At 66.7% G+C, this 25530-nt stretch carries 25 protein-coding genes, 2 pseudogenes and 1 riboswitch; of the genes and pseudogenes, 10 read left to right on the top strand and 17 right to left on the bottom strand.

Going from position 1 to position 25530, the window contains the following annotated elements:
* Positions 1–5: 5 nt before the first annotated feature.
* Genes moaC through LK459_RS04465 form a run of 3 tightly spaced genes read left to right on the top strand, consistent with a single transcriptional unit; the run spans position 6 to position 1509 of the window.
* Positions 6–527, top strand: a complete 522-nt coding sequence (gene moaC, locus LK459_RS04475; RefSeq protein WP_007241228.1) for a cyclic pyranopterin monophosphate synthase MoaC — start codon at positions 6–8, stop codon at positions 525–527.
* Between the two features lie 44 nt (positions 528–571).
* Positions 572–1069, top strand: coding sequence for a MogA/MoaB family molybdenum cofactor biosynthesis protein (locus LK459_RS04470; protein ID WP_007241229.1), 498 nt, complete (start codon positions 572–574; stop codon positions 1067–1069).
* Positions 1066–1509: a molybdenum cofactor biosynthesis protein MoaE gene (locus LK459_RS04465; protein ID WP_007241230.1), complete on the top strand. Its 444-nt coding sequence runs from the start codon at positions 1066–1068 to the stop codon at positions 1507–1509. The genes LK459_RS04470 and LK459_RS04465 overlap by 4 nt, the downstream gene beginning before the upstream one ends.
* 97 nt (positions 1510–1606) lie before the next feature.
* On the opposite strand, the gene LK459_RS04460 is transcribed toward LK459_RS04465, so the two are convergent.
* From LK459_RS04460 to LK459_RS04440, 5 genes are all read right to left on the bottom strand, one after another.
* Positions 1607–2254, bottom strand: coding sequence for a transglycosylase family protein (locus LK459_RS04460; protein ID WP_007241231.1), 648 nt, complete (start codon positions 2252–2254; stop codon positions 1607–1609).
* Between the two features lie 7 nt (positions 2255–2261).
* A riboswitch (cyclic di-AMP (ydaO/yuaA leader) is annotated at positions 2262–2438 on the bottom strand.
* Between the two features lie 258 nt (positions 2439–2696).
* Positions 2697–2945 carry a MoaD/ThiS family protein gene (locus tag LK459_RS04455; protein WP_007241232.1) on the bottom strand — a complete coding sequence of 83 codons (249 nt, stop codon included), beginning with the start codon at positions 2943–2945 and terminating at the stop codon, positions 2697–2699.
* Positions 2946–2952: 7 nt separating this feature from the next.
* Positions 2953–4041 (bottom strand): GTP 3',8-cyclase MoaA, encoded by a 1089-nt coding sequence (gene moaA, locus LK459_RS04450; RefSeq protein ID WP_007241233.1) that lies wholly within the window; start codon positions 4039–4041, stop codon positions 2953–2955.
* Positions 4038–4598 carry a flavin reductase family protein gene (locus tag LK459_RS04445; protein ID WP_007241234.1) on the bottom strand — a complete coding sequence of 187 codons (561 nt, stop codon included), beginning with the start codon at positions 4596–4598 and terminating at the stop codon, positions 4038–4040. The genes moaA and LK459_RS04445 overlap by 4 nt, the downstream gene beginning before the upstream one ends.
* The gene (locus tag LK459_RS04440) at positions 4595–4804 is read right to left on the bottom strand and encodes a hypothetical protein (RefSeq protein WP_007241235.1); all 210 of its coding nucleotides are present in this window, start codon (positions 4802–4804) and stop codon (positions 4595–4597) included. The genes LK459_RS04445 and LK459_RS04440 overlap by 4 nt, the downstream gene beginning before the upstream one ends.
* A gap of 234 nt (positions 4805–5038) precedes the next feature.
* Here LK459_RS04440 and LK459_RS23205 point away from each other — a divergent pair, with 234 nt between their 5' ends.
* Entirely contained in the window at positions 5039–5458 is a 420-nt protein-coding gene (locus tag LK459_RS23205) for a cold-shock protein (RefSeq protein WP_039994662.1), read from the top strand.
* Here the strand turns inward: LK459_RS23205 and LK459_RS04430 are convergent.
* Entirely contained in the window at positions 5455–6051 is a 597-nt protein-coding gene (locus LK459_RS04430) for a DUF2771 family protein (RefSeq protein WP_227921954.1), read from the bottom strand. The two genes, LK459_RS23205 and LK459_RS04430, sit on opposite strands and share 4 nt — an antisense overlap.
* Positions 6052–6054: 3 nt before the next feature.
* Positions 6055–8031 (bottom strand): MFS transporter, encoded by a 1977-nt coding sequence (locus LK459_RS04425; RefSeq protein WP_007241238.1) that lies wholly within the window; start codon positions 8029–8031, stop codon positions 6055–6057.
* 119 nt (positions 8032–8150) lie between these two features.
* Here LK459_RS04425 and LK459_RS04420 point away from each other — a divergent pair, with 119 nt between their 5' ends.
* The gene (locus tag LK459_RS04420) at positions 8151–8912 is read left to right on the top strand and encodes a DUF3027 domain-containing protein (RefSeq protein WP_039994663.1); all 762 of its coding nucleotides are present in this window, start codon (positions 8151–8153) and stop codon (positions 8910–8912) included.
* A gap of 174 nt (positions 8913–9086) precedes the next feature.
* A complete protein-coding gene (locus tag LK459_RS04415) occupies positions 9087–11765 on the top strand; it encodes a sacsin N-terminal ATP-binding-like domain-containing protein (protein ID WP_007241240.1) in 2679 nt (892 codons plus the stop codon).
* Here LK459_RS04415 and LK459_RS04410 read toward each other — a convergent pair.
* Positions 11713–12318, bottom strand: a complete 606-nt coding sequence (locus LK459_RS04410) for a TetR/AcrR family transcriptional regulator (RefSeq protein WP_007241241.1) — start codon at positions 12316–12318, stop codon at positions 11713–11715. The genes LK459_RS04415 and LK459_RS04410 overlap by 53 nt on opposite strands.
* A 113-nt stretch (positions 12319–12431) precedes the next feature.
* On the opposite strand from LK459_RS04410, the gene LK459_RS04405 reads away from it, so the two are divergent.
* A complete protein-coding gene (locus tag LK459_RS04405; protein ID WP_227921953.1) occupies positions 12432–13586 on the top strand; it encodes an acyl-CoA dehydrogenase family protein in 1155 nt (384 codons plus the stop codon).
* A 133-nt stretch (positions 13587–13719) separates the two neighbouring features.
* Positions 13720–14271, top strand: a complete 552-nt coding sequence (locus LK459_RS04400; RefSeq protein ID WP_174299145.1) for a phosphatase PAP2 family protein — start codon at positions 13720–13722, stop codon at positions 14269–14271.
* Positions 14272–14306: 35 nt separating this feature from the next.
* Here LK459_RS04400 and LK459_RS04395 read toward each other — a convergent pair whose 3' ends face one another.
* The 4 genes and pseudogenes from LK459_RS04395 to LK459_RS04380 form a co-directional block, all read right to left on the bottom strand.
* Positions 14307–14981, bottom strand: coding sequence for a TetR/AcrR family transcriptional regulator (locus LK459_RS04395; protein ID WP_007239266.1), 675 nt, complete (start codon positions 14979–14981; stop codon positions 14307–14309).
* Between the two features lie 48 nt (positions 14982–15029).
* Positions 15030–16175: an acyl-CoA dehydrogenase family protein gene (locus LK459_RS04390; RefSeq protein ID WP_227921952.1), complete on the bottom strand. Its 1146-nt coding sequence runs from the start codon at positions 16173–16175 to the stop codon at positions 15030–15032.
* Between the two features lie 20 nt (positions 16176–16195).
* A complete protein-coding gene (locus LK459_RS04385) occupies positions 16196–17416 on the bottom strand; it encodes an acyl-CoA dehydrogenase family protein (protein ID WP_007239268.1) in 1221 nt (406 codons plus the stop codon).
* Positions 17413–18513: pseudogene (locus LK459_RS04380) on the bottom strand (class I adenylate-forming enzyme family protein); the annotation flags it as partial. The pseudogene LK459_RS04380 and the gene LK459_RS04385, both read right to left, overlap by 4 nt.
* 121 nt (positions 18514–18634) lie before the next feature.
* Here LK459_RS04380 and LK459_RS04375 point away from each other — a divergent pair.
* Entirely contained in the window at positions 18635–20011 is a 1377-nt protein-coding gene (locus LK459_RS04375) for an IS1380-like element ISGbr1 family transposase (protein WP_064862420.1), read from the top strand.
* A gap of 149 nt (positions 20012–20160) precedes the next feature.
* Here LK459_RS04375 and LK459_RS04370 read toward each other — a convergent pair.
* From LK459_RS04370 to LK459_RS04350, 5 genes and pseudogenes are all read right to left on the bottom strand, one after another.
* Positions 20161–20784: pseudogene (locus tag LK459_RS04370) on the bottom strand (AMP-binding protein); the annotation flags it as partial.
* A gap of 11 nt (positions 20785–20795) precedes the next feature.
* A complete protein-coding gene (locus LK459_RS04365) occupies positions 20796–21545 on the bottom strand; it encodes an SDR family NAD(P)-dependent oxidoreductase (protein WP_007238925.1) in 750 nt (249 codons plus the stop codon).
* A 40-nt stretch (positions 21546–21585) separates the two neighbouring features.
* Entirely contained in the window at positions 21586–22392 is an 807-nt protein-coding gene (locus LK459_RS04360) for an enoyl-CoA hydratase-related protein (protein ID WP_005174289.1), read from the bottom strand.
* 142 nt (positions 22393–22534) lie between these two features.
* Positions 22535–23488, bottom strand: a complete 954-nt coding sequence (locus LK459_RS04355) for an esterase/lipase family protein (RefSeq protein ID WP_039994040.1) — start codon at positions 23486–23488, stop codon at positions 22535–22537.
* A gap of 62 nt (positions 23489–23550) precedes the next feature.
* The gene (locus LK459_RS04350; RefSeq protein WP_007238927.1) at positions 23551–23799 is read right to left on the bottom strand and encodes a DUF2530 domain-containing protein; all 249 of its coding nucleotides are present in this window, start codon (positions 23797–23799) and stop codon (positions 23551–23553) included.
* A 24-nt stretch (positions 23800–23823) separates the two neighbouring features.
* Here LK459_RS04350 and LK459_RS04345 point away from each other — a divergent pair, with 24 nt between their 5' ends.
* Positions 23824–25386, top strand: coding sequence for an NCS2 family permease (locus tag LK459_RS04345; protein ID WP_007238928.1), 1563 nt, complete (start codon positions 23824–23826; stop codon positions 25384–25386).
* The last annotated feature ends 144 nt before the right edge of the window (positions 25387–25530 follow it).

The raw sequence follows: 25530 nt of genomic DNA, 5'->3' as shown, positions 1-25530 counted from the left end.
ACCTGATGCCTCCCCGGCACGAGCGTAGGCAAGACGAGCCCTCTCGTCCTTCTCGCCTGTCGCACGTCGACTCCTCGGGTGCAGCACGCATGGTCGACGTCGGTGACAAGGCCGCAACGCGACGGCGTGCCGTTGCCGCAGGCACGTTCCACACGACCGCCGAGGTCATCGATCTCCTGCGTGACGCAGCGCTTCCCAAGGGAGACGTGCTGGCGACCGCCCGGATCGCCGGGATCATGGCGGCCAAGCGGACCGACGCGCTCATCCCACTGTGCCATCAATTGGCGCTTTCGTCGGTCGACGTGGACTTCAACATCTCCGACGACCACATCGACATCGTGGCCACCGTCGAGACCGCTGGCAAGACCGGCGTCGAGATGGAGGCGCTGACCGCTGTCGCGATCGCCGGGCTCACATTGCACGACATGACAAAGGCCGTCGATCGGCGGGCGAGTACGGGTGAGATCAGACTGCTCGAGAAGTCCGGCGGTCGCTCGGGAACCTGGAGTCGCGACGAGTCGCACTGACCCCGTGGTGACCGCGGGCGTGCGGAGATGAGGGAGTCGACACCTTGACACAACCGAAACCGGTCGCGCGTGTGGTGGTGGCCTCGACGCGGGCGAGTCGTGGTCTCTACATCGACAAGAGCGGTCCGATCATCGCCGAGTGGCTCACCACGCGCGGATTCGTCGTCGATGAAGTCGACGTGGTAGCTGACGGTGATCCCGTCGGTGAGGCGATCCGCGCCGGGATCTACGCGTCCGACTCGCTGGTGATCACGACGGGCGGGACGGGCCTGTCGCCCACCGATCGCACCCCGGAACAGACACGTGCACTGCTCGACGTCGAGATTCCCGGACTCGCGGATGCGATCCGCGGTGCGGGCCTGCCCGACGTGCCCACCGCCGTTCTCTCCCGCGGCACTGCCGGTGTCGCCGCCGGCACGTTGGTGATCAATCTGCCCGGGTCGACCGGCGGCGTGCGCGACGGACTCGGCGTGCTAGACGGCGTTCTCGCCCACGCGCTCGATCAGATCAGCGGCGGCGACCACCAGCGGAGCGACGGATGACCGTGCTGGTCGTCCGCGCCGCACTCGCCACCGACCCGATCGACCTTCCGTCCCACGAACAACTCGTCGCCGACGCCGCTGCGGGGACCGCAGGCGCGATCGTCGGCTTCGCGGGCGCGGTCCGCAACCACGACGGCACGCATGCGTCGTCGGTCACGAAGCTGTCGTACTCGTCGCACCCGAGCGCGCCCGCGGTGCTCGCGGAGGTGGTCGACGAGGTGTCGATGACGGTGACAGGAGTGCGTGCCGTTGCCGTGTCCCATCGTGTGGGCGATCTCGACGTCGGCGACGTGGCATTCGTCGTCGCCGTCGCGGCTGACCATCGGGCGCCGGCATTCGAACTGTGCGCGCGGCTCGTCGACGAGGTGAAAGCGCAGCTGCCGGTGTGGAAGCACCAGATATTCGCCGACGGTTCAGACGAATGGGTCGGATCGGCCTGACAAATGGAAAAGGACCCCGCACGGCCTCATGGCTACGTGCGGGGCCCTTCGTCTCGGGGTCCGGCAGTCATCACTGCCGGGACGCGGGCGAGATCGCTCAGGGGAGCGGAATCAGGCCCTTGTTCTGGTTGTAGAGCTTCAGCTGATCCGGCGTGAGCTGGTATCCGCTGTCCTTGGCGGCCTTCCAGAGGCTCTTGACCTCGGGGCTGACCTTGGCGTCATCGAGGGCGGTGTCGACCTGGCTCTTGACGTCGTCGGTGCTCTTGGCCTCGGGAGTCTTCTCCAGCGGGGTCTGCGGCTGCGCCTCGGGCTTCAGCTCAGGCTTGGGGGCCTGCAGCGGCTTGGGCGAGTCGGTGGGAGCGGTCCGCGGGGTCGAGCCCGACAGTCCGGTGCCACACACCGGCCAAGCGCCCTTGCCCTGCGTCGCCAGAACGCGCTCTGCGACGGCGATCTGCTGCTCCTTGGAGGCCTGATCGGCGCTCGGTGCGTAAGCGGTGCCGCCGTTGGCCGCCCAGGTACTCGGGCTGAACTGCAGTCCGCCCTGGTAGCCGTTGCCGGTGTTGATGGCCCAGTTGCCGCCCGACTCGCACTGAGCGACCTGGTCCCACTCGGAGTCGGAGGCTGCGTGAGCCGAACCGGTTCCGAGAAGGGCGGCTCCGCCGCCGAGTACTGCACCGGTGAGGGCGACCTTCGCGAAGGTCCTGGTGGTCGTGTTGGTCGTCGACTTGCGATGACGTCCGGCCATGAGTTGTCTATCCTCTCTCCACGCGCCTACGAAGTCAGCTGTCGGGTTCGAACGAGAGGTTGCTCGGTCCGTGGTCGCCGTGGCGGCCGGTGGACTTAACCCCAAGGACATCTGCTGATGTCCGTTATCTCCTGGGAGAAGGTGGGTTCCCCGTCCTCGTTCCTGAGTTTGTTGTTCGTCATTCGATCGGGGGAACGAGGCTTGGCGCGCCCGGTCGAATGTTGTGTTCTGTTGGCTGTCCTGTGATCTCCCTGGAGGAGACTGTTCGTACAGTACGACGTCTTTGCCGCCGAATCATCCCCGTCCGCAACCGAATTCTCGTGGTGCGAGTGGGACTTTGGGCCCGATTTTCCCGTCATCGCTGCTCAACCCGACGATGGTCGGTTCGTGTCCATCCCGTTATCGGGCTGTTATGTGACTAAGGTCACAAGCGTGGAGCGTGTCATCCGCCCGCAAACGGGGGGAGAACGTCGATCGTCGTGCAGTTGCCGAGAGTGCGGCTGCGGTCGCACAGGGCGACGGCATCGCGCAGGTATGAGCAGCGGGCGAGCACGCGTGCGAGGTCGGGTTGCCCGATGCTCAGGACACGTTCGAGGTCGCCGAGCGTGGCGTCGTCGGGCACGACGATCTCGGTCAGCTCGGTGCCCGCGGCTGCGCGTGCAGCCGCGAAAAATCGGACGGTCAGCGTCATCGACGGCTCACCCGCCGATGGCCGACATAGGGCGATCGGGCTGCCGGAAGTCCGTGGTGTTGACCGCGTGCCCGGCCTCTTTGCGCCACATGTCGCCGCGCCAGCGACGAGCGATCTCCTCGTCGGCGTCCGTCGACGCGAGCCCACTCCGCAACGCGGGCATGAGAGACGTCTCGGCGTCGGCGAACAGACAGTTTCGGAGCGCACCATCCGCGGTGAGCCTCGTGCGGTCGCAGTCGCCGCAGAACGGACGGGTCACCGATGCGATCACCCCGACCCGCGCGGGCAGCCCCATCGGATCGGAGTAGCCGCGCACGAGCCATGTCGCTGCCGGTGCGCCGCCGCGCGGTCGAGGATCGGGGGCGAGATCGAATGTGCACCGCAGGGTCGCCAGGATCTCGTCGGCGGTGACCATCTCGTTCCGAGCCCAGCGATGATCGGCGTCGAGCGGCATCTGTTCGATGATGCGCAGCTGATAGCCCTCGTCGAGGCAGTACCGCAGCAGGTCCGGAAGGCGTTCCAGGTCGTCGCGGTGCGGGACCACCGCGTTGACCTTGACCGGACTCAATCCGGCGTCGCGGGCCGCCGCGAGGCCGTCGAGGACGTCGGCGAGCCTGTCGCGGCGGGTGATCTGCGCGAAGCGCGTGCGGTCGAGGGTGTCGAGTGAGACGTTGATGCGATCCAGCCCCGCGTCGGCCAGGGCACGGGCTCGATGCCGTAGTCCGAGACCGTTGGTGGTGAGCGCCAACTCCGGCCGTTCCGGCAGGTTCGACGCCGCTCTGATCAGATCCTCGAGATCTCGTCGCAGGAGCGGCTCCCCGCCGGTGAACCGGATGCGGCGGATACCCAGATCGCGTACGGCGACGGTGAGCACGCGCACGAATTCGTCAGTGGTCAGCAGATCGTCGGAGGGCAGCCAGTCGAGGCCTTCGGTTGGCATGCAATACGTACACCGCAGATTGCAGCGATCGGTTACCGAGACCCGCAGATCGGTGGCCACGCGACCGAATGTGTCGACCAGCGTTCCCGACGAGGGGGCGTCGACGTCTCGTGAGGGCTTCGGTGTGGTGGGCAGCCCGAGGTCGGTGATACTCACGACGCACCTGGTAGCGGATGGAGGCCCGGACGCGCCTCGAGGGCACGGAATGTGCTGGCGTGAAAGACCAGCGGCTCGACGTCGGGGTCGCAGTCGAGCGCGTCGATCTGCAACAGGACGACGGTGTGGTCGCCCGCGGCGACCTCGCTGTGGATGTGGCACGAGAGGCGGGCGGCGGAGTCGGGAAGGAACAGCGCGCCGTCGTCGGCGATCTGAGGGGTGACGTCGTCGAACCGGTGCTCTGCAGGGCCCGCGAGCTGCCTGCACAACGCCGATTGAGTATGTGCGAACACGCTGACGCCCAGTGCGCGCGCGTCGCGCAGGCGCGGCCAGGTGGTCGAGGTGTTCTGGATACACACCGACACCAGTGGGGGATCGAGCGAGACGGTGGTGAAGGCCGACGCAGCCATGCCGAGCGGCTCCGAATCCGTGTCGCTGCAGCAGACCGCCACCACGCCGGTCGGAAAGCAACTGTAAGCGCGCTTGAGCGCGCCGGGCTCCGACGCCGGCGACAGCTGTGCGTGGCGGTCCGAGCTGCCCGATGCCGGGTCGGTCATTGCACGCGCCGCCCGGAGCGCAGCGCGTAGACGATGCCGAGCAGGAAGCCGATGGGCGTACACATCGCGAGGAGATAGACCCACGTGGGCGCTGTGCCTCCATCGTCGACGACCGGCATCACGAACAGCGTGATCAGCGCCAGGAGTCCGACACCGAACACCACACCCGCGAGCACAAGAAGACCCGTGGACGATTTCTTCTGCATACCTCAACGGTAGAGCACACCGCACGTGAGGCGAGATGACCGTTGTGTGAGGTGACCGTTATGTGAGATGACTGGGCAGCAGACGATTGGCTAGACTGGGTCGAACCAGGCGCCTTGCTCATTGTGATTGTCGTGGGTTGGGCGTCTTTTGTTGTGACAAGACTGTTGTTGTGACAAGACCGCTGTGCCAGAAGACTGCTGCAGCGAGACCGAGCGAAGATGAAGGTGAGCACAGTGCCTACCGGCAAGGTGAAGTGGTACGACGCGGAGAAGGGCTTCGGCTTCCTTGCTCAAGAAGATGGGGAGGACGTCTACGTCCGCTCATCTGCGCTGCCCGACGGCGTCGAGGCACTCAAGCCGGGCCAGCGCGTCGAATTCGGTATGGCTGCCGGACGACGTGGACCGCAGGCCCTGACGGTCACCGTGCTCGAGCCCGCGCCGAGCGTCTCGAAGAACGCCCGCGAGGCCGCGCGCAAGGAACAGCAGGCCAAGCGGCACAGCCCCGACGAACTGCACGGCATGGTCGCCGATCTGATCACGCTGCTCGAGGGCAAGGTGCAACCCGACCTGCGCAAGGGCCGCTACCCGGATCGCAAGACAGCGCAGCGGATCTCGGAGGTCGTCCGGGCCGTCGCCCGCGAACTCGACAGCTAGCCGGTTGCCGACGGCTCGTCGGGCTGCTGGGGCTGGGCGTTCTGCGTGGTGGACTGGCGCACCCTGAAGCCGTCGGGAGTGGTGTTCAGCGCGAGCACTCCACGCGCGACCTGGAACTGACCTCCGACGACGACGGCCGACAGCGGTTGAACCTCGATGTTGACGAGTACACGGTCGGGCGTCGAATGCAACGCGACCGTGTAGGTCGAGCCGCTTGCCTTGTACATGGGCTCGGGGTCGGGATCGATGAGCTTGCCGCTGCGGTCGGCGTAGAGCGCGTACAGCAGCCACGGGTGTTCGGATATCTCCTCCGACACCGACACCAGCGCGCTCTGGCCGACGGGCAGTGGCACGTGCTGGCCGCGCAGCGCCTGATCCTGGTCGGCGGTGCAGTGCTGCATCAGCACGTCACACCACTCCGTGGGTCGCACGGTGATCAGCTCATCGTCGATCGCGACGTGGAGATAGCCGCGTTCGTCGTGATGGTGACCCACGACCAGTGCACTGACCGTGCCGCCGACGACGGCCACGAACACCACCGCGACGATCGCGATGATCGCGACAACCTTCTTCTCACCACTGTTGAATTGCACGGTTCAATGATGACCTGTGTGGTGAGCCGTCGGGTGGACAGGTCCATGTGGCGGTCGGCTCGGTTGCGGACGCGTTGGTGCCTCGCTGGGTCCACGATGCGCGGATTCGTACCGTTCACCTGCGTGTTGCGCGTTCCCGCCGCGTGATGCGCCGGAGGCGTGGAAGGCGCGCTCGGTCGGATGGGTGAAGCGATCGGTGTCCGCGGCGGCGAATGAAACGGTGGGCGCCGCCTGTTCGGGCCGGTGGCCGCCGAGCCCCGGCACCAGCGTCGAACCGCGCGTGGTCATGACCGTCTGCGCCAAGCCGAGACCGAGCAGGACGGCGACGACGGTGAAGCCTATCCACAGCGTGGGCGGCAAGAGCACGCCGAGCGCGGCGCCGAGCACCCAGCAGAGCTGGAGCACCGTTTCCGAGCGACCGAAGGCCGACGCCCGTGACCGTTCGGGCAGGTCGTCCTGGATCGACGAATCGAGGCACACCTTGCCGATAGCGCTGGTGCCCGACGCGACGAATCCGGCGACGACGGCGAGCAGCACGTTGCCGAAGATCGCGGCGAGAACGGCTACGACGAAGCAGGCCGTGGTGGCCCACACGATCACCTTCGGCGGGTTCTTCAGTTCCAGTCGGGTCCCGACGCCGTTGCCGATCGCGTTGCCGACACCCGCGGCGGCACCGACCGCACCGAGCAGTGCGAGTTGCATCCACCCGCTGTGGGAGCCCTGGGCCTTGGCATAGAACGCGATGTAGAGCGTCATGAAACCGGTGAGGATGCGGATCGTGCCGTTGCCCCACAGACCTGCGACCACCGTCCGGCCCAGTGGCTGTCGCATGGTCTTGGCGATCTCTCGTGCGCCGCGTCTGGCTCGCGATGTGCGTCCCGCACCCGATCCAGGGGAGGGTCGGTGCGGCTGATGATAGGTCAGGGTGGTGGGCACCTCGCCCTCGGTGACCTCCACCCAGGACGGGATGCGCAGACAGAGGTAGGCGCCGAAAGCCGAGATGATCGCCAACCACACCATCGCGCCCGGGATGTGGATCGGCAGCGCCTTGGCCAGCACCAACTCGAACAGAGCCGCTACTGCGCCGCCGATGATGGTCCCTCCGATCAGCCCGAAGGTCGTCAACCGCGAATTCACCCGCGGAAGATCGATACTCGGCGGGACGACGCGTGGTGTCACCGCAGACTTCAGCACGCCGAACGACTTGGAGAGCACCAGCAGCCCGAGAGCGCACGGATAGAGCACCCACGGGTCGTATTGCAGCTGTTGGGTGGCGGGATTCCACGCGACGTTGCTGATGATCAGCAGTGCGAGCACGGTGCGCAGCCCGAAAGTCGCGGCCATCGCGATACGTCGACCGTGTTGCAGACGGTCCAGCATGGGGCCGATGACGGGGGCGATCAACGCGAAGGGTGCGATCGTCAGCGCCAGGTACAGCGCGACGTTGGTCTTCGACTCGCCGGTCGCCGCGGCGAAGAACAGCGTGTTGGCCAGCGCAACGGCCATCGCGGCGTCGACGGCGAAGTTGGCGATCACCGGCAGCGTCAGCGCGGTCAGCCCCGACTTGTCGGCGCCGTCGGCGGTCGCGGCCTGGTGGATCTTGTCGACGCCGCGCCCGGTCAGTTCCCGACCCCGCATCGCAGCCACGCGCATGACCGTGATCTTCTTCGGGCCACGATCGCGGCGTGCCTTCTCGGTTGCGGAGTCGTCGGGCATCGCGCGCGTCGAGCCCGCTGTGGTCTCGTCGAGAGGTGGAAGGTGGGGGTTGTGCGTCCGGGGCGGGAGGTAGGCGTCCCCGACCGAGGTGTGCGCGCGGCCGCGCGCCCGGGAGTCACCCGCCGGATAGTTGGCGCTGCCCGGATGGGCCGCAGGTCGTCTGCGGCTGAATTCGTCTGCGGCAGCGGTTTCGCTGCCGGGTACCTGCTGCGTCGGGGAGTCGTCGTTCGATCGGCCCCCGTCGGCCCGCCTCCATCGGATCACCTGACCAATTGTTCCTCATCGGTGTGACCAAGTGGCGTAACCGTCTGTCGTGCGGGGCGCCGCAGCGTCTCGAGGTGGGCGGTTGGCCGAGCGTGGCGACGATATTGCACACTGGAAACGTGATCGCAGTGACCGGAAACCAGCTCTTGCTCGACGCCGTCGAGTCGGCTCGTGCAGCGCTCGAGGCCGACGGAGAGCATCCGGGCGACCACCGCGCCGCCATCGCCGAGGGCGAGTGGGCTGTCGCCCACTACTTCGATTCCGACATCCCCGGGTACCAGGGGTGGCAGTGGTGCGTCGTGGTAGCCGGATCGCCCGACGTCGACGACGTCACGATCAGTGAGACCGCGCTGTTGCCCGCCGACGGCGCACTGCTCGCTCCCGACTGGGTGCCGTGGTCGCAGCGTGTCGAGTCCGGCGATCTCAATCCCGGCGACGTTCTGGCCGCCGACGACGACGATCCGCGCCTGGTGCCCAACCAGATCGACACCGGCGACGAGTTCCACACCGATTCCGACGACGAGGCCGCCGACATCGCGCAGGTCGCTGGTGAACTCGGGCTCGGCCGACGCCGGGTGCTGAGCCGCGAGGGCCGCGACGACGCCGCGCAGCGCTGGTACGACGGCGACTTCGGGCCGGGCTCAGAGATGGCGCAGGCTGCTCCGTTCTCGTGCGCGACCTGTGGCTTCTACATCCCGCTCTCCGGTGCGCTCCGAGCTGCGTTCGGCGTGTGCGCCAACGAGCTCTCCGCAGACGGCCGGGTGGTCTCCGCCGAGTATGGTTGCGGCGCGCACTCCGACGTCGAACCGCACCGCGGAGAGGGTTCGCCCGCATACGAGGCATTCGACGACGGAGTACTCGACATCGTCGCGACCTCCTGAGGACGGTCGGCCCTGACGACTGACGGGAGCGGCAACGACCCGTTCGGGACGGGACGGCTGCGGGCAGCGGCTCTCGACGCCTGGCGCTCGTCGCCAACGCGGCTGATCGAGGACAGCAATGCCGAGGCCGACCTCGTCACCGTCGGTTATCGCGATCGACTCTTCACCGAACTCGTGGTCAATGCCGCAGACGCTGCCGCGGCGGCGGGTTCGCGCGCACGCGTCGCCGTCTGGGTCGACGGAGGCGACCTGCACGTAGCGAACACCGGCGCGCCATTGAGTGCGAACGGGGTGCGATCGCTGATGGCGCTGCGGGCGTCGGCGAAGTCAGGCGACAGCGCGGGCTCGGGCGTGATCGGCCGGTACGGAGTCGGCTTCACGGCGACCGCCACCGTCGCCGACAGCGTCGAGATCCGTTCGACGACGGGCTCCATCCGGTTTGATCGTGCCGACACCCTCGCGGCGGTGCGCGATGCGGGGGTGTCGCATCGGGACGACTCGTCGGTGCCGCTGCTGCGGCTGGCCTGGCCCGTCGACACTGCGCCTCCCGACGGCTTCGACACTGATGTCGTCATGGCGTTGGCCCCGGAGGTCGATGCCGCGGCGTTGCTCGCCGACATTGCGGAGCAGGCGGCCGACCTGTTGCTGTCGCTGGAATCCCTCGACTCGATCAGTATGCCGGACAGGGAATTTCGCATCGAGCGCGAGGAAGTCGAGAGCAGCGACGTAGGTCCGGGGAGTAGCGTTCGACGGCTTCGTGTACTCGTCGGTGCCGACGGTGAGTACCGCGTCCACGCGTCCGCGATCGAGGTAACGCACACTGACGGCGATGTCGTGAACCGTTGGCTCGCACACCAGCCGGCCGAGGGGACGGCTTCCGCGGGCGGACGGGGCGTGTTGTACGCGCCGACGGCCACCGACATCGAACTCGGTATTCCGGCACGGATCATCACCTCGCTGCCGTCGACCCCGGATCGTCGTCACCTGAGCCCAGACGTCGACATCGCCTCCGCGGCAGCCGGATACGCCGATCTCATGCGCGCGGTCGACCCGCGGGATCGGCTTGCGCTGGTGCCCACCTCCCATCGGATGGCGAGTCTCGACGACGCCCGACTCACCGAGGCCATTCTCGACGAACTCCGCGACGCGCCATGGCTTCCGAGCGCGGACGGATCCGCCCTCGTGCCATCGCGGGCAGTTCTGCTGCCGGGACTGACGGACGAACTCGCGGACGTTCTCGGCGACCTCTTCGCCGATCTCGTGCATCCCGACCTTTCGACGCCGACATCGCTCGCCACCCTCGAACAGGTCGGGGTGACGTCGATCGGCCTTGCGGCGCTGGCCGATCGACTCGTCGGCGTCGACCGCCCCGCTGCCTGGTGGCGTCGACTCTACGGGGCACTCATGCCGCTGGTGCCGACCTCGCGTGAGGTCGAGGAGCTCTCGGCACTACCGGTCCCGCGCGCCGACGGACGCATGAACATCGGTGCCCGTGGCCTGTTCGTCGTCGCGGTGCCGCGCGCGTTGAGCTGGATTCGCAGCGTCGATCCGGACGCCGACCATCCGCTCCTCGAACGACTTGGTACACAGCGACTCTCGGTATCCGATGCGCTCAGAGACGATGCGCTGCGTGCGCTCGTCGACGACGCGGCCGACGAACCGTCGGCGGAGCTCCTCGACGAGGTCGCAGCGCTCCTCGAGGCCGATCCCGATGCGGCGGTTCCCGACTGGCTGTCCCGGCTGCCGTTGACCGCCGACGGCGAGTGGCGCGCTGCCGACGAACTGCTGCTGCCCGACGCCCCGCTGCTGGAGGTACTCGTCGACGACCATCCCTTCGGTATCGTCGACGAGGCACCGGTGGCGCGGGTCGGCGTCGATCTGCTGCGCAGGCTCGGCGTCGGCTGGGGGTTCACGACCGTCTCCGATGAGTTCCCGACCGGACCCGACCACGATCTCCCGGACGAGGAGATGTGGTGGGACGGGCTCGACGACCTACCGGAAAAGCTCACGGCTGTGCGCGATCTCGATCTCGTCGATGACGAGCGTTGGTCCGAGGCGCTCAGCTTGCTCGCGCAGGACGAGTCGCTGACACCGGTGCTGGCCGACCGCGACGGCTACACGGCGTGGTGGCTGCGCCATCACGCGCAGGTCGGCGGGCACCGGCTCGGGTGGTACCGCGCGCCGTCGGACACCGCCTTGGCCGGGGTGCGTGACGTCCTCGACCATCCGCATGCCGACTCGCTCAGCGCTGCACTCGGCGGCGGCGAACCGGAATCGGCCGCCGATGCCGACATCCTGCTGCACAACCTCGCCGACCCTGCCCGCAGCATCTCCGCCGGCGTCGCGACGACCACGTACGCCGCGGTCGTGCGCGCGTGTCGACGCGGCATCGTCGAACCGATGGATCTCGCTGTGCCCGAACGTGTTCGCGCCGTGTCGGGACGCGCGGTCGACGACGCGGTGGTGATCGACAGGCCGTGGCACGTGCAGGTCGTCGACGTCGATGCGATGGTCGTGTTGCCTTCGGATACCACGGATCTGGCCGCCGACGCCGCGCTGCTCGCCGACATCCTCGATCTCCCGACCTCGTCAGAGGTACTCGCGACGGAAGTCGTAGACGCGGGGGTGGCGTCGACGGAGGCGGGTACCGAGGCGGTGCTCTTCACCGCGGCGACTGGCCGCACGATCGCAGCGGGGGAAGTCCGTGTGCACGACGACCTGCGCATCGCCGTGACCCGCGACGGCGACGATCAGCACTCAGCGGAGTTCTCGGTCGACTGGTGGATCGACGAGCGCGGCGTCACCCACCTGCAACGTCGGGCGCGACCCGGTCGGCGTCGATCCCGCGGGTGAGGATCGACGCCAGCTGTCGGTAGGCCTGTGCGTCGTCGAGGCCGGTGGCACCGGCGACTTCGCGACGTTGGATGCGGCTCATCATGCTCGCGGCCAGGTCTCCGGCGAACGCGGCGTCCACGTGGCGGAACTCGCCCCCCGCCACACCCGTGGCGATCAGTTCGCGGACGCGCCCGGAGGCAGCTGCGGTGTTCTGCTCGTACAGCTCGCGTGTCGGCGCGAAGGCGTGCAGGTCTGCCATGAACTGTGCGGATGCGGGGGAGAGTGCGTCGCCGACGGCGATCAGATACTCGACGACGGACTCGCGTCCCGTCGGCGCGTCGGCAACCCGTGCCTCGACCTGCTCGGTCGCCGTCCGGAAGAAATGGGTGACCGTCTTGGTGACGAGCTGTTCCTTGCTGCCCGCGAGCGTGTACAGCGTGGAGCGCGAGCATCGCAGGCGCGCGGCGAGATCGGCGATCTGCAGGTGGGCGAAGCCCTCGGCGAGCATGAGCGCGAGCAGAGCGTCGAACAACTCCGTGCGACGCCGCGTGGCGAGCTCGGCTCGTGTCATCGGGCACCTCCTGCATCGGGTTCGAGACAGCATTGCGTTCGAGAGAAAATAGTACTAGGAACAGTACCTGAGTACTGTTACTCAGATCAGATCACGCCGACCTCGGAGGACCCATGCCCGTCGATCGACTCCTGCCCACTGACGAGGCTCACGACCTCATCGCGCTGACCAGGGATTTCGCCGACAAACGGTTCCTGCCGATCGTCGACGAGTACGAGAAGGCCGAACGGTATCCCGACGGCCTGTTCGCCGAGATGGGTGAGGCGGGTCTGCTCGGGCTGCCGTATCCGGAGGAGTGGGGCGGCGGCGGTCAGCCGTACGAGGTGTACCTGCAGGTCCTCGAGGAACTCGGTGCGCGCTGGGCGGCGGTCGCGGTCGCGACGAGTGTTCACGGACTCGCGTGCCACCCGCTGTTCACCTTCGGGACCGACGAGCAGAAGCAGCAGTGGCTGCCGGATCTGTTGGAGGGCAGGCTGATCGGTGCCTACAGTCTGTCCGAGCCACAGGCCGGATCCGACGCCGCGGCACTGAACTGCAAGGCGTCGTCGACCGACGGCGGCTACACCGTGACCGGGTCCAAGGCGTGGATCACCCACGGTGGCATCGCCGACGTCTACAACCTCTTCGCGCGCACCGGTGAGGGGTCCAAGGGCATCTCCTGCTTCCTCGTCCCGCGCGACACCGCGGGGCTCGACTTCGGCAAGCCCGAGGAGAAGATGGGGCTCGCCGCCGTGCCCACCACGTCGGCGACCTACGACGACGCGTTCGTCGACGAGGGGCGTCGACTCGGCGCCGAGGGGCAGGGGCTCCAGATCGCCTTCTCCGCACTCGATTCGGGGCGTCTGGGCATCGCCGCGGTGGCGACGGGTCTCGCGCAGGCGGCACTCGACGCGGCCGTCGACTACGCGCAGGAGCGAACGACATTCGGCCGCAAGATCATCGACCACCAGGGGCTCGGCTTCCTGCTCGCCGACATGGCCGCGGCCGTCGATTCGGCCCGGGCCACCTACCTCGACGCCGCGCGTCGTCGGGATGCGGGGCAGCAGTATTCACGTGCCGCCGCAACGGCCAAGCTCGTCGCCACGGACGCGGCCATGAAGGTGACCACCGACGCCGTCCAGGTCTTCGGCGGCTACGGCTACACCCGTGACTTCCGCGTCGAGCGGTTCATGCGCGAGGCCAAGATCACCCAGATCTTCGAGGGCACCAACCAGATTCAGCGCCTGGTGATCAGCCGCGCACTCGCCGCCAACCGGCCCGCTGGTTGAGCCTGCCCCGCTGGTTGAGCCCGGCCCGCTGGTTGAGCCCGCCCCGCTGGTTGAGCCTGCCCCGCTGGTTGAGCCTGCCGAAACCACCACCATCCTCGGCTGAAACACACCCGGCATCGGTAGTGTGGCCAGGATGATCGTGCAGATCACCGACGTCGACCAGCACATCACCGAATGGGTGGTCGACCACCGCGTCGAACCGTTGACGACGATCGTCCGTATCGTCACGGTGCTCGGCAACACCGTCACCCTGTGGTTGGTCGCCACCGTCGTGGTCGTCGTACTCGCTGCGCGCAGGCACGTCACCGAAGCTGTGTACGTCGGGGTGGGTGCGCTGACCGGCTCGCTGCTGATGGTGATCCTCAAGCACATCTTCGCGCGGGCTCGCCCGCCGCGCGACGACCGCCTGCTGCACATCGAGAGCTACTCGTTCCCTTCCGGCCACTCGATGATGACGATGGTCGTCTACGGGCTGATCGCGGTTGCGGCCTACCGACTGATCCCGTGGGTGCGCGCACACCCCTGGTCGATGGCACTCGCTCCGGTGATCTCGATCCTCGTCGGCCTCACGCGCATCTACCTCGGGGTGCACTGGACCACCGACGTCCTCGCCGGCTGGATCATCGGAGCGCTCTGGGTCGGGTTGTGCACGTGGGTGCTCTCGCTGTGGTTGTCCAGGGCGTAGGCGCCGATGTGCGCCCTATGCCGCCGACTGTGCGCCTACAGCGCATCCAGGTATCGCGGTAGCCGGCTTGCGACGACCAGCGACGGCAGCGCGAACCGCAACTGCGCGTCGATGTAACTCTCGAGGTCGAACTCGGGCCCGAAATGCCAGTGCTTGAGCGCCCATCCATGTGCCAGCATCATCAGATCGAAGACGGCGAGGTCGGGGTCGACGGCGTTCATCACGCCCGCGTCGATCCCGGCGGTGATCGCCTCGCGCATCGGCGCAGACGTCTCCACCTCCAACTGCTTGATCCGGTCCCGCCCCTGGGCGTCGAGGGTTCGGCTCTCCCGGTAGGTCAGCACGACGGCGTCGCGATTCTCGTCGACGATCCGCGTGTACTGCCGGAAGCCCGCGATGAGCTGCTCGACGGGGTCGTCGCCGGCGAGGTCCATCGCGGGCTGCAACTGGTCGCGGAACTTCTCCAGGATGTCGACGATCGCGGCGAGCAGGATGTCTTCCTTGGAGCCGAAATACTTGTAGAACAGGCCGACGCTGACCTGGGCTTCGTCGGCCAGCGCCTGCATCGACATCTGGTGGAAGCCGGTGCGTTCCATCACCGCGACCGCGGCGTCGAGGAGCTGACGCCTGCGCGAGGAGACCCGGACCGCGCGGACGGCGTCCTCGACGGCCAGATCCGACGTCGAGCGTGCCGTTGCCGATTTCGCCACGAGTCCTCCTAGGTCGAACGGTGAATCACCGTTCATCACTGTAGCGGGTCAGATCCCGAGGTCCTTGGCGACGATCGTCTTCATGATCTCGGTGGTCCCGCCGTAGATGGTCTGGATGCGGGCGTCGATGAAGGCGCGCGACACCGGATACTCCCGCATGTAGCCATAGCCGCCATGCAGCTGCAGACACCGGTCGGCAGTGCGAACCTGTAACTCGGTCGCCCACCACTTCAGTCGGGCCGCGCGTGCGGCGCTGAGTTCACCGCGGATGTGTTCGGCGATGCAGTCGTCGAGGAAGGTCCGCGCGATATCGAGTTCGGTTGCCAACTCGGCCAGTACGAACTGCGTGTTCTGGAACGACGAGATCGGCGACCCGAATGCGGTGCGCTCCCTGACGTAGTCGAGTGTGCGCTTGAACGTGCCCTCCGCTGCGGCAACAGCACCCACCGACAACGACAACCGCTCCTGTGGAAGGTTTCTGACCAGTTGGTAGAACCCTTCGCCCTCCTCGCCGAGACGGTTGGCGACGGGTACCCGCATGTCACAGAACGAGAGCTCGCTGGTGTCCTGCGCGTGCAGCCCGATCTTGTCGAGGTTGCGGCCACGCTCGAAACCCGGTGTGTCAGCGTCGACGACGAGCAACGTCAATCCCTTGTGCTTGTCGGGGCTGGTGCGGGTGGCGACCACGAACAGGTCTCCGTTGCGGCCGTTCGAGATGAACGTCTTCGACCCGTTGACCACGTAGTGGTCGCCGTCGAGCACGGCTGACGTTGTGATGCCCGTCAGGTCGCTACCCGCACCGGGTTCGGTCATCGCGATCCCCAGCACCGTCTCACCGCTGACGACCCCTGGGAGCCATCGGGCCTTCTGCTCGTCGGTGGTCAACTCGGTGAGATAGGGGAGTACGACGTCGTTCTGGAGCGAGAATGCGATCGCTTCGGCCGCCGCGCCGGTCCGTGCGATCTCGTCGATCAGGATCGCGTTGTAGCGGAAGTCGTCGACGCCGGGGCCCCCGTAGGTCTCGTCGACCTCGAACCCGATGAGGCCGTTCTTGCCTGCCTCGGTGAACAGGGTCCGGTCCCACTGGCCTGCCTGCTCCCAGTTCTCGTGGGAGGGAGTGATCTGCTCGGCGACGAATCGTGCTGCGGTGTCGCGGAACTGCTTGTGCTCGAGGTCGTGCGTGAGTGCGCTCATGAGGTTCCTTGGTCGGGGTGTCAGCGGAAGGCGTTCTGACCGGTGAAGGCCTGGCCCAGCACGAGCTGGTGCATTTCGGGGGTGCCCTCGTAGGTGAGGACCGATTCGAGGTTCACCATGTGGCGGATCACCGGGTACTCCAGCGAGATACCGTTGCCGCCCAGAATGGTTCGCGCGGTACGGCAGATCTCGATCGCCTCGCGGGTGTTGTTGAGTTTGCCGAAACTGACCTGGTCGGGTCGTAGCCCGACCGAGTCCTTGAGGCGGCCGAGGTGATACGCGAGCAACTGGCCTTTCTGCAATTCGACGGCCATGTCGGCGAGTTTGGTCTGCGTCAGTTGGAATCCGGCGATCGGTTTGCCGAACTGCGTGCGCTGGGTGGCGTAGTCGAGCGCCGCCTGCCAGGCTGTGCGTGCCGCGCCGATCGATCCCCAGATGATGCCGTAGCGGGCTTCGCTCAGACTCGACAGCGGCGCCTTGATGCCTCTGCCCTTGTGTAGGTCGTCGTTTCCGGGCATGAGGGCATCCGCCGGCAGGCGCACGTTGTCGAGGACGATCTCGCCGGTCGTGGACGCCCGCAGCGACGCTTTGTGTTTGATCTCCGGGGTCGACACTCCAGGTGTGTCGGTCGGCACGATGAACCCGCGGACTCCGACGCCGCCGTCGGGTAGGTCGGTCTGCGCCCACACGACGGCGACGTCGGCGATGGGAGCGTTGGTGATCCACATCTTGCGGCCGTCGAGAATCCAGTCGTCGCCGTCGCGACGTGCCCGGGTCTTCATCGACGCCGGGTCGGAACCGGCATCTGGCTCGGTGAGACCGAAACATCCGACGGTCGTGCCCTCGGCCATCGACGGGAGCCAGTGATTCTTCTGCTCCTCGCTGCCGTTGTTGTAGATGGAGAACATCGCCAGCGACCCCTGCACCGACACCATCGACCGGATACCCGAATCGCAGGCCTCCAGTTCGAGGCTCGCCAATCCGTAGTGCACCGACGACGCTCCGCCGCATCCGTAGCCGTCGAGATGCATGCCGAGTACCCCGAGTTGACCGAACTGCTTGAACAGGTCGCGGGCGATCGGTATGCCGCCCTCCTCGAACCAATCGGCGATGTGCGGTGTGACGTGTTCGGCGAGGAAGCCGCGCACCGAATCACGCACGGCCAATTCGTCGTCGGAGTATCCGAGGTCGATGTTGAGCGGGTCGATGGCAGTGAACTTCGTCGTGGCGGTGGCACTCATCGCGTGGCTCCCTGGGTGGAGGTGGTAAGGGTTGCGGGAGCGTCGAATCCTCCCGCAGCCATATCGGCGGCAGCGGATTCGGTCGCCCGGTAGTGGAGTTTCTTGCCCGTTGCCGATACCGGCAGCGAATCGATGATGCGGTAGGCGCGTGGGCGTTTGAACTGTGAGAGCATCGGATGGTTTCGGCAATAGGCGTCGAGTTCATCCGGTGTCGGTGCACCTTCTTCTGCGGGTACCACGTAGGCGACGACGAGTTGCCCCCATCGCTCGTCCGGTACCCCGACGACGAGCGAATCGGCGACGAGGGGATGTCCGTTGAGCGCCTCCTCCACCTGCACGGGATGCACGTTCTCTCCGCCGGAGATCAGCATGTCGTCCTTGCGGCCGACGATGGTGACGAACTCGTCGGAGTCCCAGGTGGCGAGGTCGCCGATGTGCAGCCAGCTCCCGTTGTACTTGGCCTTCTCCTGCTGTGGTGAATCGAAGTATGCGGCAGCGCATTTGGGTGAGCGGATGATCACCTCGCCGACCTCGTTGCCATCGCGCGCGACGACGTCGTCGGGGTCGGCCAGTCGGCCGTCGTCGCGAACGTGCACGACCCGGACGTCGTCGTCGATACACGCCCGCCCCGCGGTGCCCGCATGGTCGGGAAGGTCGGTGGGACGCAGGAAGGTGTTCCAGAATCCCTCGGTGCTGCCGTAGCCGTTGAAGATCCGCGGGGTGAGCACCTTCTGATAGAGCAGGGCGGCGTCGCGTTCGAGCGGGGCGCCCATGGTGACGATGCCGTTGAGGCTGGAGAGATCTCGCGGCTGCCGTTGCTGTTCTGCTGCGAGCATGGCGAGATTTGTCGGCGCTCCGATGAGGAAGGTCAACCGGTAGCGTTCGACCCAGTCGAGGGTGGTCGCCGGGTCGAAGGTGCGCATCGGGACCAAGGACGAGCCGAGATAGAACGTGGGATTGGGCCCCGCGCAGTAGAGTCCGCCGCGATGGAACCACGGCGTCATGTTGAGCGTGCGGTCTTCCGGAGAGAGCGGGAACGCCATGATGACGTCGTGCGCCGAGAAGATCTCGATGGCACTGTTCATCGGAACTGCTTTAGCCTCGATCCACCGATTTGCTTGTGATCGGTCGGTGAGGGATAAACGAAATGCCCTGTCTGAGTGACAGAATGGGACTTCTCTAGGGTTCCATCCACACACACAGGAGGGCATGTCGTAGATGCGATTGTCTCACACTCACCCGGTCCGGTCTGCATCCTGTGACGATCCGAATCTCCTCGCCGCTGCGGGGGTGGTGCCGGTGATGGCGCTGGCCGAACGCGCCAGCCTGTCGGAGTTGGCCCGCGAGCATCTGAGCGTGCCCACCGACAAGGGCGCCCATCCGGATCGGAAAATGTTTTCCCTGGTGGCGGGGATGGTGGCGGGCGCCGACAGCATCGACGACATGGCCGTGTTGCGACACGGCGCGATGGGCAAGGTGTTCGACCATCCTTACGCCCCGTCGACGTTGGGATCGTTTCTTCGCGAGTTCCGGTTCGGGCATGTCCGCCAAGCCGATGCGATCGCCACCCGGCTGTTGGCGGGACTGGCTCGCCATACTCCGGTGCTGGCGGGGATCGACGGGCCGGTGATGATCGATATCGACGACTCGATCATCGAGGTCCACGGCCCGGCCAAGCAGGGCGTCGGATTCGGCTACACCCGAGTGCGTGGGCTGAACTCGGCGATCACCACCCTCACCTGTGGTGACGGTGCGCCGGTGATCGCCGCTCAACGCCTGCGCAAAGGGGCGTGTAACTCCGCGCGCGGGGCGCATCGGTTGATCGCCGACACCCTGGCCACCGTGCGGCGGCTACGGTCGTCCGATGCGTCGGGACCGATACTGCTGCGAGCGGATTCAGCGTTCTACGGCCATCGCGCGATCACCACCGCGCTCCGGGCCGGTGCGCAGGTGTCGGTCACCGTGCGTCAGGATTCCCACGTCCGAGCAGCGATCAGCGAGGTACCGGCAGATGCATGGACGCCGATCGAGTACACCGACGCCGTCTTCGACGAAGACAGCGGCCAGTGGGTCTCGCGGGCCGAGGTCGCCGAAGTACCGTTCACCGCGTTCACCTCCAAAGCCAAGCGCCTGCAGGTATCCGGACGGCTGGTGGTGCGCCGTATCCCTGACTTCGCAGCCGAGGGAGACGGCTTGTTCGACGTGTGGCGGTTTCATGCGTTCTTCACCACCAGCGACCTGGACACCGTGACCGCCGACAAGACTCACCGCGGTCATGCGATCATCGAGCAAGTCCACGCCGACCTCAAAGCCTCCGCATTGGCGCATCTGCCCTCGGGAAAGTTCTGCGCGAACGCCGCATGGCTGGTGTGTGCGGTCATCGCGTTCAACCTGACCCGCGCCGCAGCCTGTCTCGGTGGACAGCGTCTGGCGAAGGCGACTACCTCCACCATCCGACGCACCCTGATCTGCATACCCGCTCGAATCGCGTCCTCAGCGCGGCGCATCACGATGCATCTACCCGCCCGATGGCCGTGGGAGCGCGAGTGGAACCTGTTGTTCAACAACACGATCAAACGACAACACTCAGCCTGACCCCTAACCATCGGCCAGAACCGGCCCCGACACGAAACCCAGTGAAACACGCCGACACCAGAGATCGGCGACTCACCCACGCCCACCGCCACCCCGAACATACACAACACATTTCACGAGACATCAAAAAGCCGATCGGTGGATCGAGGTTTAGGCATGCCGGTGGTGCCCGAGGTGTAGAGGCGGGTGGTCTCGTTGAACACCCCGCGTGTCGCTCGCGGTGGTGGTCCGTCGACGGGGAGGTCGGCGAACCGGATCGACCTCGGTCCGGAGTCTCCTAGCCCGACGAGTTCGCCTGTGCCCACGCCGATCAGGACCTCCGGAGTGTGGTCGGCACGCTCGATCGCTGCGGTCACGGTGTCGGTGAGTTCGGTGTCGTAGACGTACACCTTGGGTCGGCTGACGTCGAGGATGACCGCCGTTTCGCCCGCGGCCAACCGGAAGTTCACCGGAGACCCGACCGCATTGGCTGCCTGCGTCGCGAGATACAGCTGCGCGAACTCGACGCCGTTGAACAACTGGTATCCGACGACGTCGCCGTCGGCGACGCCGAGCGCGGCGAGACCGGCGGCCAGCGAATCCACCGCCGCACCCAACTCCGCGTAGGTCCACTCGGTGTCGGTGGTCGGATCGATCAGCGCCGTGGCCCCGGCGTAGCGGGACACGTTGCGGCGGAAGCCGTTGAGGTAGGTGAACTCGTTCTCGAAAAAGGCACGGTACTGGTGAGCGTCGTAGACATAGGGCGCTTCGGCAGTGAAGTCGGTGGTGCTCATCGTGATCTCCGTCATCCGGCCATCGTGAGTCCGCCGCTGACGCTGATCACCTGTCCGGTGATGAACGACGCCGCGGGCGAGGCGAAGAACAGGACCGGCGCGGCGACCTCGTCGGGACGGGCGAGGCGTCGGAACGGAATCGCTTTCACGAGAGCCTCTTTGAGCTTGTCGGGCTGGGCTTGGAACAGTGGCGTGTCCGTGGGGCCGGGGCACACGGCGTTGACGGTGATCTGGTAGCGCGCCATCTCGCGGGCCAACGACTTGCTGAGTGCGATCACCCCTCCCTTGGCGCCGGCGTAGATCGATTCGCCCGCGCTGCCGACCCGTCCGGCGTCCGACGCCAGATTGATCACGCGACCACCCTGCCAGCCATCGGATGTCGACGCTTCGACCATCCCGGGCAGGAACGCACTCGCCATGTGGACCGGGCCGAGGTAGTTGATCGCGACGACCTTCTCCGCGAATTCGGTACTGGCATTGAGGAATTGGTCGGTGCGGTCCCAACCGGCCGCGTTGACGAGGATGTCCGGTACGCCGACCTCGGCGGTGACGGCGTCGCGAAGTGCGTCGACCGCGGTGCGGTCGGCCACGTCGACGGCCATCGGCACGATCGCGGAGTTCTGCTCCGCGGTGCGCTTGGCGGCGTCAAGGTCGAGGTCGGCGGCGACGACGGTGGTGCCCTGTTCGGCGAATGCGAGGGTGATGGCTTTGCCGATGCCCGAACCGGCGCCGGTGACGACGGCGATGTTGTTGGTGCTCATTGTGTGTGGCTCCTGGTGGTTGTCGCGGTGGCTTACGGCGTCAGGCGCCGACGTACTTGTTGAAGTCGGGTGCGCGCTTCTCGGCGAAGGCCTGTGCGCCTTCGAGCCCTTCCGGGGAGTGGGTGAAGAGGTCGAGTGCGCTCATCGCGAGGTTGGACAGCCCGGCCTGGTGGTCGGAGTCGGCGTTGAAGCTCTGCTTCAGGAACCGGAGGGTGGTCGGGGACTTCTCGGCGATCTCGGCTGCGACCTTCTTGGCCTCGTCGAGCAGGTCTGCTGCGGGGACCACCCAGTTGACCAGGCCCCAGCGCTCGGCGGTCGCGGCGTCGTACTGACGGCAGAGGTACCAGATCTCGCGGGCCCGTTTCTCGCCGACGACGCGCGCGAGATATGCGGAGCCGAACCCGGCGTCGAATGATCCGACCTTGGGGCCGGACTGCCCGAAGCGTGCGGTGTCTGCCGCGATGGTCAGGTCGCAGAGCACGTGCAGCACGTGACCGCCGCCGATCGCCAGGCCGTTGACCGCTGCGATGACCGGCTTGGGGATGTCGCGGATGACTTTGTGCAGGTTGCCGATCTCGAACATGCCCGACTCCGACGGTCCGTAGTCGCCGGTCTCGGCACGCTGCTTGACGTCGCCTCCGGTGCAGAACGCCTTCTCGCCCGCACCGGTGAGGATGACGGCCTGCACGTTGCGGTCGGCCCATGCGCGGCGGAAGGCGTTGATCATCTCCTCGACCGTCTTGGCGCGAAATGCGTTGTAGCGCTGCGGCCGATTCATCGTGATGATCGCGGTCGGACCTTCGACGACGTACTCGATGTCCTCGTAGGCTGCGGTGCTCTGGCTCATGTCGGTGCTCCTTCGCGGTGAACTCTGCCGATCGGTGACCGGAACTTCATAGTGAATGAACGTACATTCACTCCCGTGGGCGTGTCAAGGGTCACACCTCTGTTCGGTGGCTGTTGCTGCTAGCTGACCCGTGGGGTGCGCGTCAGTACGCGCTCCCGCTGAACGGCGCCGCGCGGTCGCACGGCACCGGCCGTGGATGCGTGGGATCGAGCGCGTTGAGCACGAAGAACGCCGCGCGCCGCGAGCCCGCGATGCCCGCATGCTCGGTGAGATCTGCCGGACATCCGTCCTGAACGACGATGTTGTGCACGTTGTGCCCGCCCGGCGGCAGGCCGAGTGTGTACGGGACGACGGCTTCGTCGTAGCGGGTCGCGATGTTGGTGTAGGTGATCTCGGGGTAGTAGTACCCGCCCGCCGCGATGATGCGCATGACCTCGGATGTGGGGTCCAATTCGGCACACCCCTGGCAGATCGGGGTCTGCGCCGCGGAGATCCCGAGCCGACGGACCGTCGGTAGCAGCTGGTCGGCGCCGGCGACTTTCGACCCACGCCAGGCGGGTGCGATGGACACCTGCTTGTCGATCTTGCCGCGCCCGCCGAGGACTTTCGCGTAGTAGGCGGGCACCACGGTGCCCTGCGAGTGTCCGACGACGTCGACCTTCGACGCGCCTGTCGCGGCGAGTACCTTGTCGACGAATCGCCCGAATTGTGCTGCGCTGTCTTCGATCAGCCCCATGCCGCCCACCGCGGGACCGGGCCACGGCAGATCGTCGAGTGCGCCGTAGGTGAGCGCGAAGACGCAGTAGCCCTCGTTCTTCAGTAGCGGAACGTATGCGCCCCAATTGGTTTGCTGCGACCCGCCGGTACCGTGTGCCAGCACGACGGGGTAGGGATGCTTCGGCGTCGGACGACAGGAGAAGTCGTTGGAACCCGGGAGTGAGCCGCCGTGGTGTGCCAACTCCCCGGGTATGCCCGAGAAGAAGTTGAACGTGACCGGAATCGGGGTTGCCGACGCGGTTCCCGCTGTCGTCGTTCCCACGATCGCCGCGAGCACCGCGGCGACCGCGGCCACCAGAGAGAATCCCCGAATCCGCATGAACACCGAACCTAGCAACTGCTTGGTCGATGCGCGGGGTTTGCGACGAACCTGTCCGCCTGCTAGTCCAGCCCGCGCTGGGCGGTACGGTCGCCGCGCCGTGACGCGGCGCGCTGGATGAGGAACACCCCCGTGCCCAGTACCCCGACCGCCAGACCCACGAAGCACACCGCCAGAGTGCGGCCGCCGCCCCAGCCGGTCGCCCACACGACAATCGTCGCGACGAGCCACGCGACCATGCCGACGACGATCACCGGCTCGGGAGCGCGGAGTGCGGGCGGCAGTTGGGGGATCTCGGGTTCATCGGCCACGCAGGACAGGGTAACTTCCCCCTTGTGCCAAGCGATCCCTCGAGTGAGCCGCCACAGCCATCGAATACCGACGCCCAGTCGACGCCCACAAGCGCCCAGTCGACGCCCGCAAGCGCCCAGTCGACGCCCGCAAGCGCCCAGTCGACGGGGCGGTTGGGTGCTGTCGACCGCTACTTCAAGATCAGTGAACGCGGCTCGACGCTGAGCCGCGAGGTCCGCGGCGGCCTCGTCACCTTCTTCACCATGGCCTACATCGTGGTGCTGAACCCCATCATCATCGGCGGGATCCCGGGCGAGTCCAAGAACGCCGACGTCCTCGGCAACGTGCTGCCCATCGCACAGGTCGCCGCGGTCACCGCGCTGGTCGCGGGTGTCATGACGATCATCTTCGGCCTCGTCGCCAACTATCCGTTCGCGATCGCCACGGGTTTGGGGATCAACAGCCTGCTGGCGGTGACCATCGTCCCGGAGGTCACCTGGCCGGAGGCCATGGGGCTCGTGGTCGTCGACGGCATCATCATCGTCATCCTGGCGATCACCGGATTCCGGACCGCGGTGTTCAACGCCGTCCCCGCAGAACTGAAAGCGGCGATCGCGGCGGGCATCGGCTGCTTCGTGGCGTTCATCGGCTTCGTCGACGCCGGGTTCGTGCGCCGCATCCCCGACGCCGCGAACACCACCACGCCCGTACAACTGGGCTTCGGCAACTCGATCACAACGGTGCCCACCCTGATCTTCGTGATCGGCGTCCTGTTGATGGGCGTCCTGATGGTGATGAAGGTGCCGGGTGGTCTGCTCCTGGGCATCATCATCACCACGATCATCTCGATCATTCTCGAGTCGACGCTGCATCTGGGATCCGGCGCGCAGAAGCAGGGCGGCTGGTCGCTGTCGGTGCCCAAGATCCCCGACTCCGCCGGAGGGTTGCCCGACCTGAGTCTGGTCGGCAATGTCGACCTGTTCGGCGCCTTCACCCGTATCGGCGTGCTCGCCGCGTGTGTCCTGGTGTTCGCACTCGTCCTGTCGAATTTCTTCGACGCCATGGGCACGATGACAGGACTCGGCCGTGAGGCCGGTCTGGCCGACGACAAGGGCAACCTGCCCGGCGTCGGCAAGGCGCTCGTCGTCGAGGGAACCGGCGCGATCGCCGGTGGTGTGGCGTCGTCGTCGTCGAACACGGTCTTCGTCGAATCGGCGTCTGGCATCGCCGAAGGCGCGCGGACGGGACTGGCCAACATCGTGACCGGTGGGCTCTTCATCGTCGCGATGTTCCTGACGCCGCTCTACGAGGTGATCCCGTCCGAGGCCGTCGCGCCCGCTCTGGTCATCGTCGGTGCGCTGATGATGGGTCAGGTCACGCGGATCGACTTCACCAGGTTCGAGTACGCACTCCCTGTGTTCCTCACGATCGTCACCATGCCCTTCACCTACTCGATCGCCAACGGTATCGGCGTCGGATTCATCAGCTGGGTCGTGATGGCGGCCGCGTCGGGCAAGGCGCGCAAGGTGCATCCGCTGATGTGGGGGATCGCGATCGTCTTCGCCCTCTACTTCGCGCGTGAACCCATCTCGAACCTCATCGGTTGACGTCCAGGCCTCTGACGATGTCCGTCGGGCCCGGATCTGACCGCGCAGTAAGGAAATGCCTTACCGCCGAGTAACATTCGGCGGGGGTGTGATTGTCGTCTGTTCGGGTACCAAAACGTCTGTCGACATCGGCAAATGTGGTCG

The sequence above is a fragment of the Gordonia otitidis genome (assembly GCF_020735545.1).
GTDB classification, from domain to species: domain Bacteria; phylum Actinomycetota; class Actinomycetes; order Mycobacteriales; family Mycobacteriaceae; genus Gordonia; species Gordonia otitidis.
This window is presented reverse-complemented; position numbering and strand designations above follow the sequence as displayed.

Bases quoted from the DNA above. Each gene is read 5' to 3' on its own strand.
- LK459_RS04445 (WP_007241234.1), bottom strand. From the start codon at position 4,598: ATGACCGACCCGGCATCGGGCAGCTCGGACCGCCACGCACAGCTGTCG.
- LK459_RS04360 (WP_005174289.1), bottom strand. From the start codon at position 22,392: ATGAGCCAGAGCACCGCAGCCTACGAGGACATCGAGTACGTCGTCGAA.
- LK459_RS04375 (WP_064862420.1), top strand. From the start codon at position 18,635: ATGCGATTGTCTCACACTCACCCGGTCCGGTCTGCATCCTGTGACGAT.
- moaC (WP_007241228.1), top strand. From the start codon at position 6: ATGCCTCCCCGGCACGAGCGTAGGCAAGACGAGCCCTCTCGTCCTTCT.
- LK459_RS04405 (WP_227921953.1), top strand. From the start codon at position 12,432: ATGCCCGTCGATCGACTCCTGCCCACTGACGAGGCTCACGACCTCATC.
- LK459_RS04465 (WP_007241230.1), top strand. From the start codon at position 1,066: ATGACCGTGCTGGTCGTCCGCGCCGCACTCGCCACCGACCCGATCGAC.
- LK459_RS04385 (WP_007239268.1), bottom strand. From the start codon at position 17,416: ATGAGTGCCACCGCCACGACGAAGTTCACTGCCATCGACCCGCTCAAC.
- LK459_RS04410 (WP_007241241.1), bottom strand. From the start codon at position 12,318: ATGACACGAGCCGAGCTCGCCACGCGGCGTCGCACGGAGTTGTTCGAC.
- LK459_RS04365 (WP_007238925.1), bottom strand. From the start codon at position 21,545: ATGAGCACCAACAACATCGCCGTCGTCACCGGCGCCGGTTCGGGCATC.
- LK459_RS04440 (WP_007241235.1), bottom strand. From the start codon at position 4,804: ATGCAGAAGAAATCGTCCACGGGTCTTCTTGTGCTCGCGGGTGTGGTG.
- LK459_RS04460 (WP_007241231.1), bottom strand. From the start codon at position 2,254: ATGGCCGGACGTCATCGCAAGTCGACGACCAACACGACCACCAGGACC.
- LK459_RS04390 (WP_227921952.1), bottom strand. From the start codon at position 16,175: ATGAGCGCACTCACGCACGACCTCGAGCACAAGCAGTTCCGCGACACC.
- LK459_RS04455 (WP_007241232.1), bottom strand. From the start codon at position 2,945: ATGACGCTGACCGTCCGATTTTTCGCGGCTGCACGCGCAGCCGCGGGC.
- LK459_RS04355 (WP_039994040.1), bottom strand. From the start codon at position 23,488: ATGCGGATTCGGGGATTCTCTCTGGTGGCCGCGGTCGCCGCGGTGCTC.
- LK459_RS04400 (WP_174299145.1), top strand. From the start codon at position 13,720: ATGATCGTGCAGATCACCGACGTCGACCAGCACATCACCGAATGGGTG.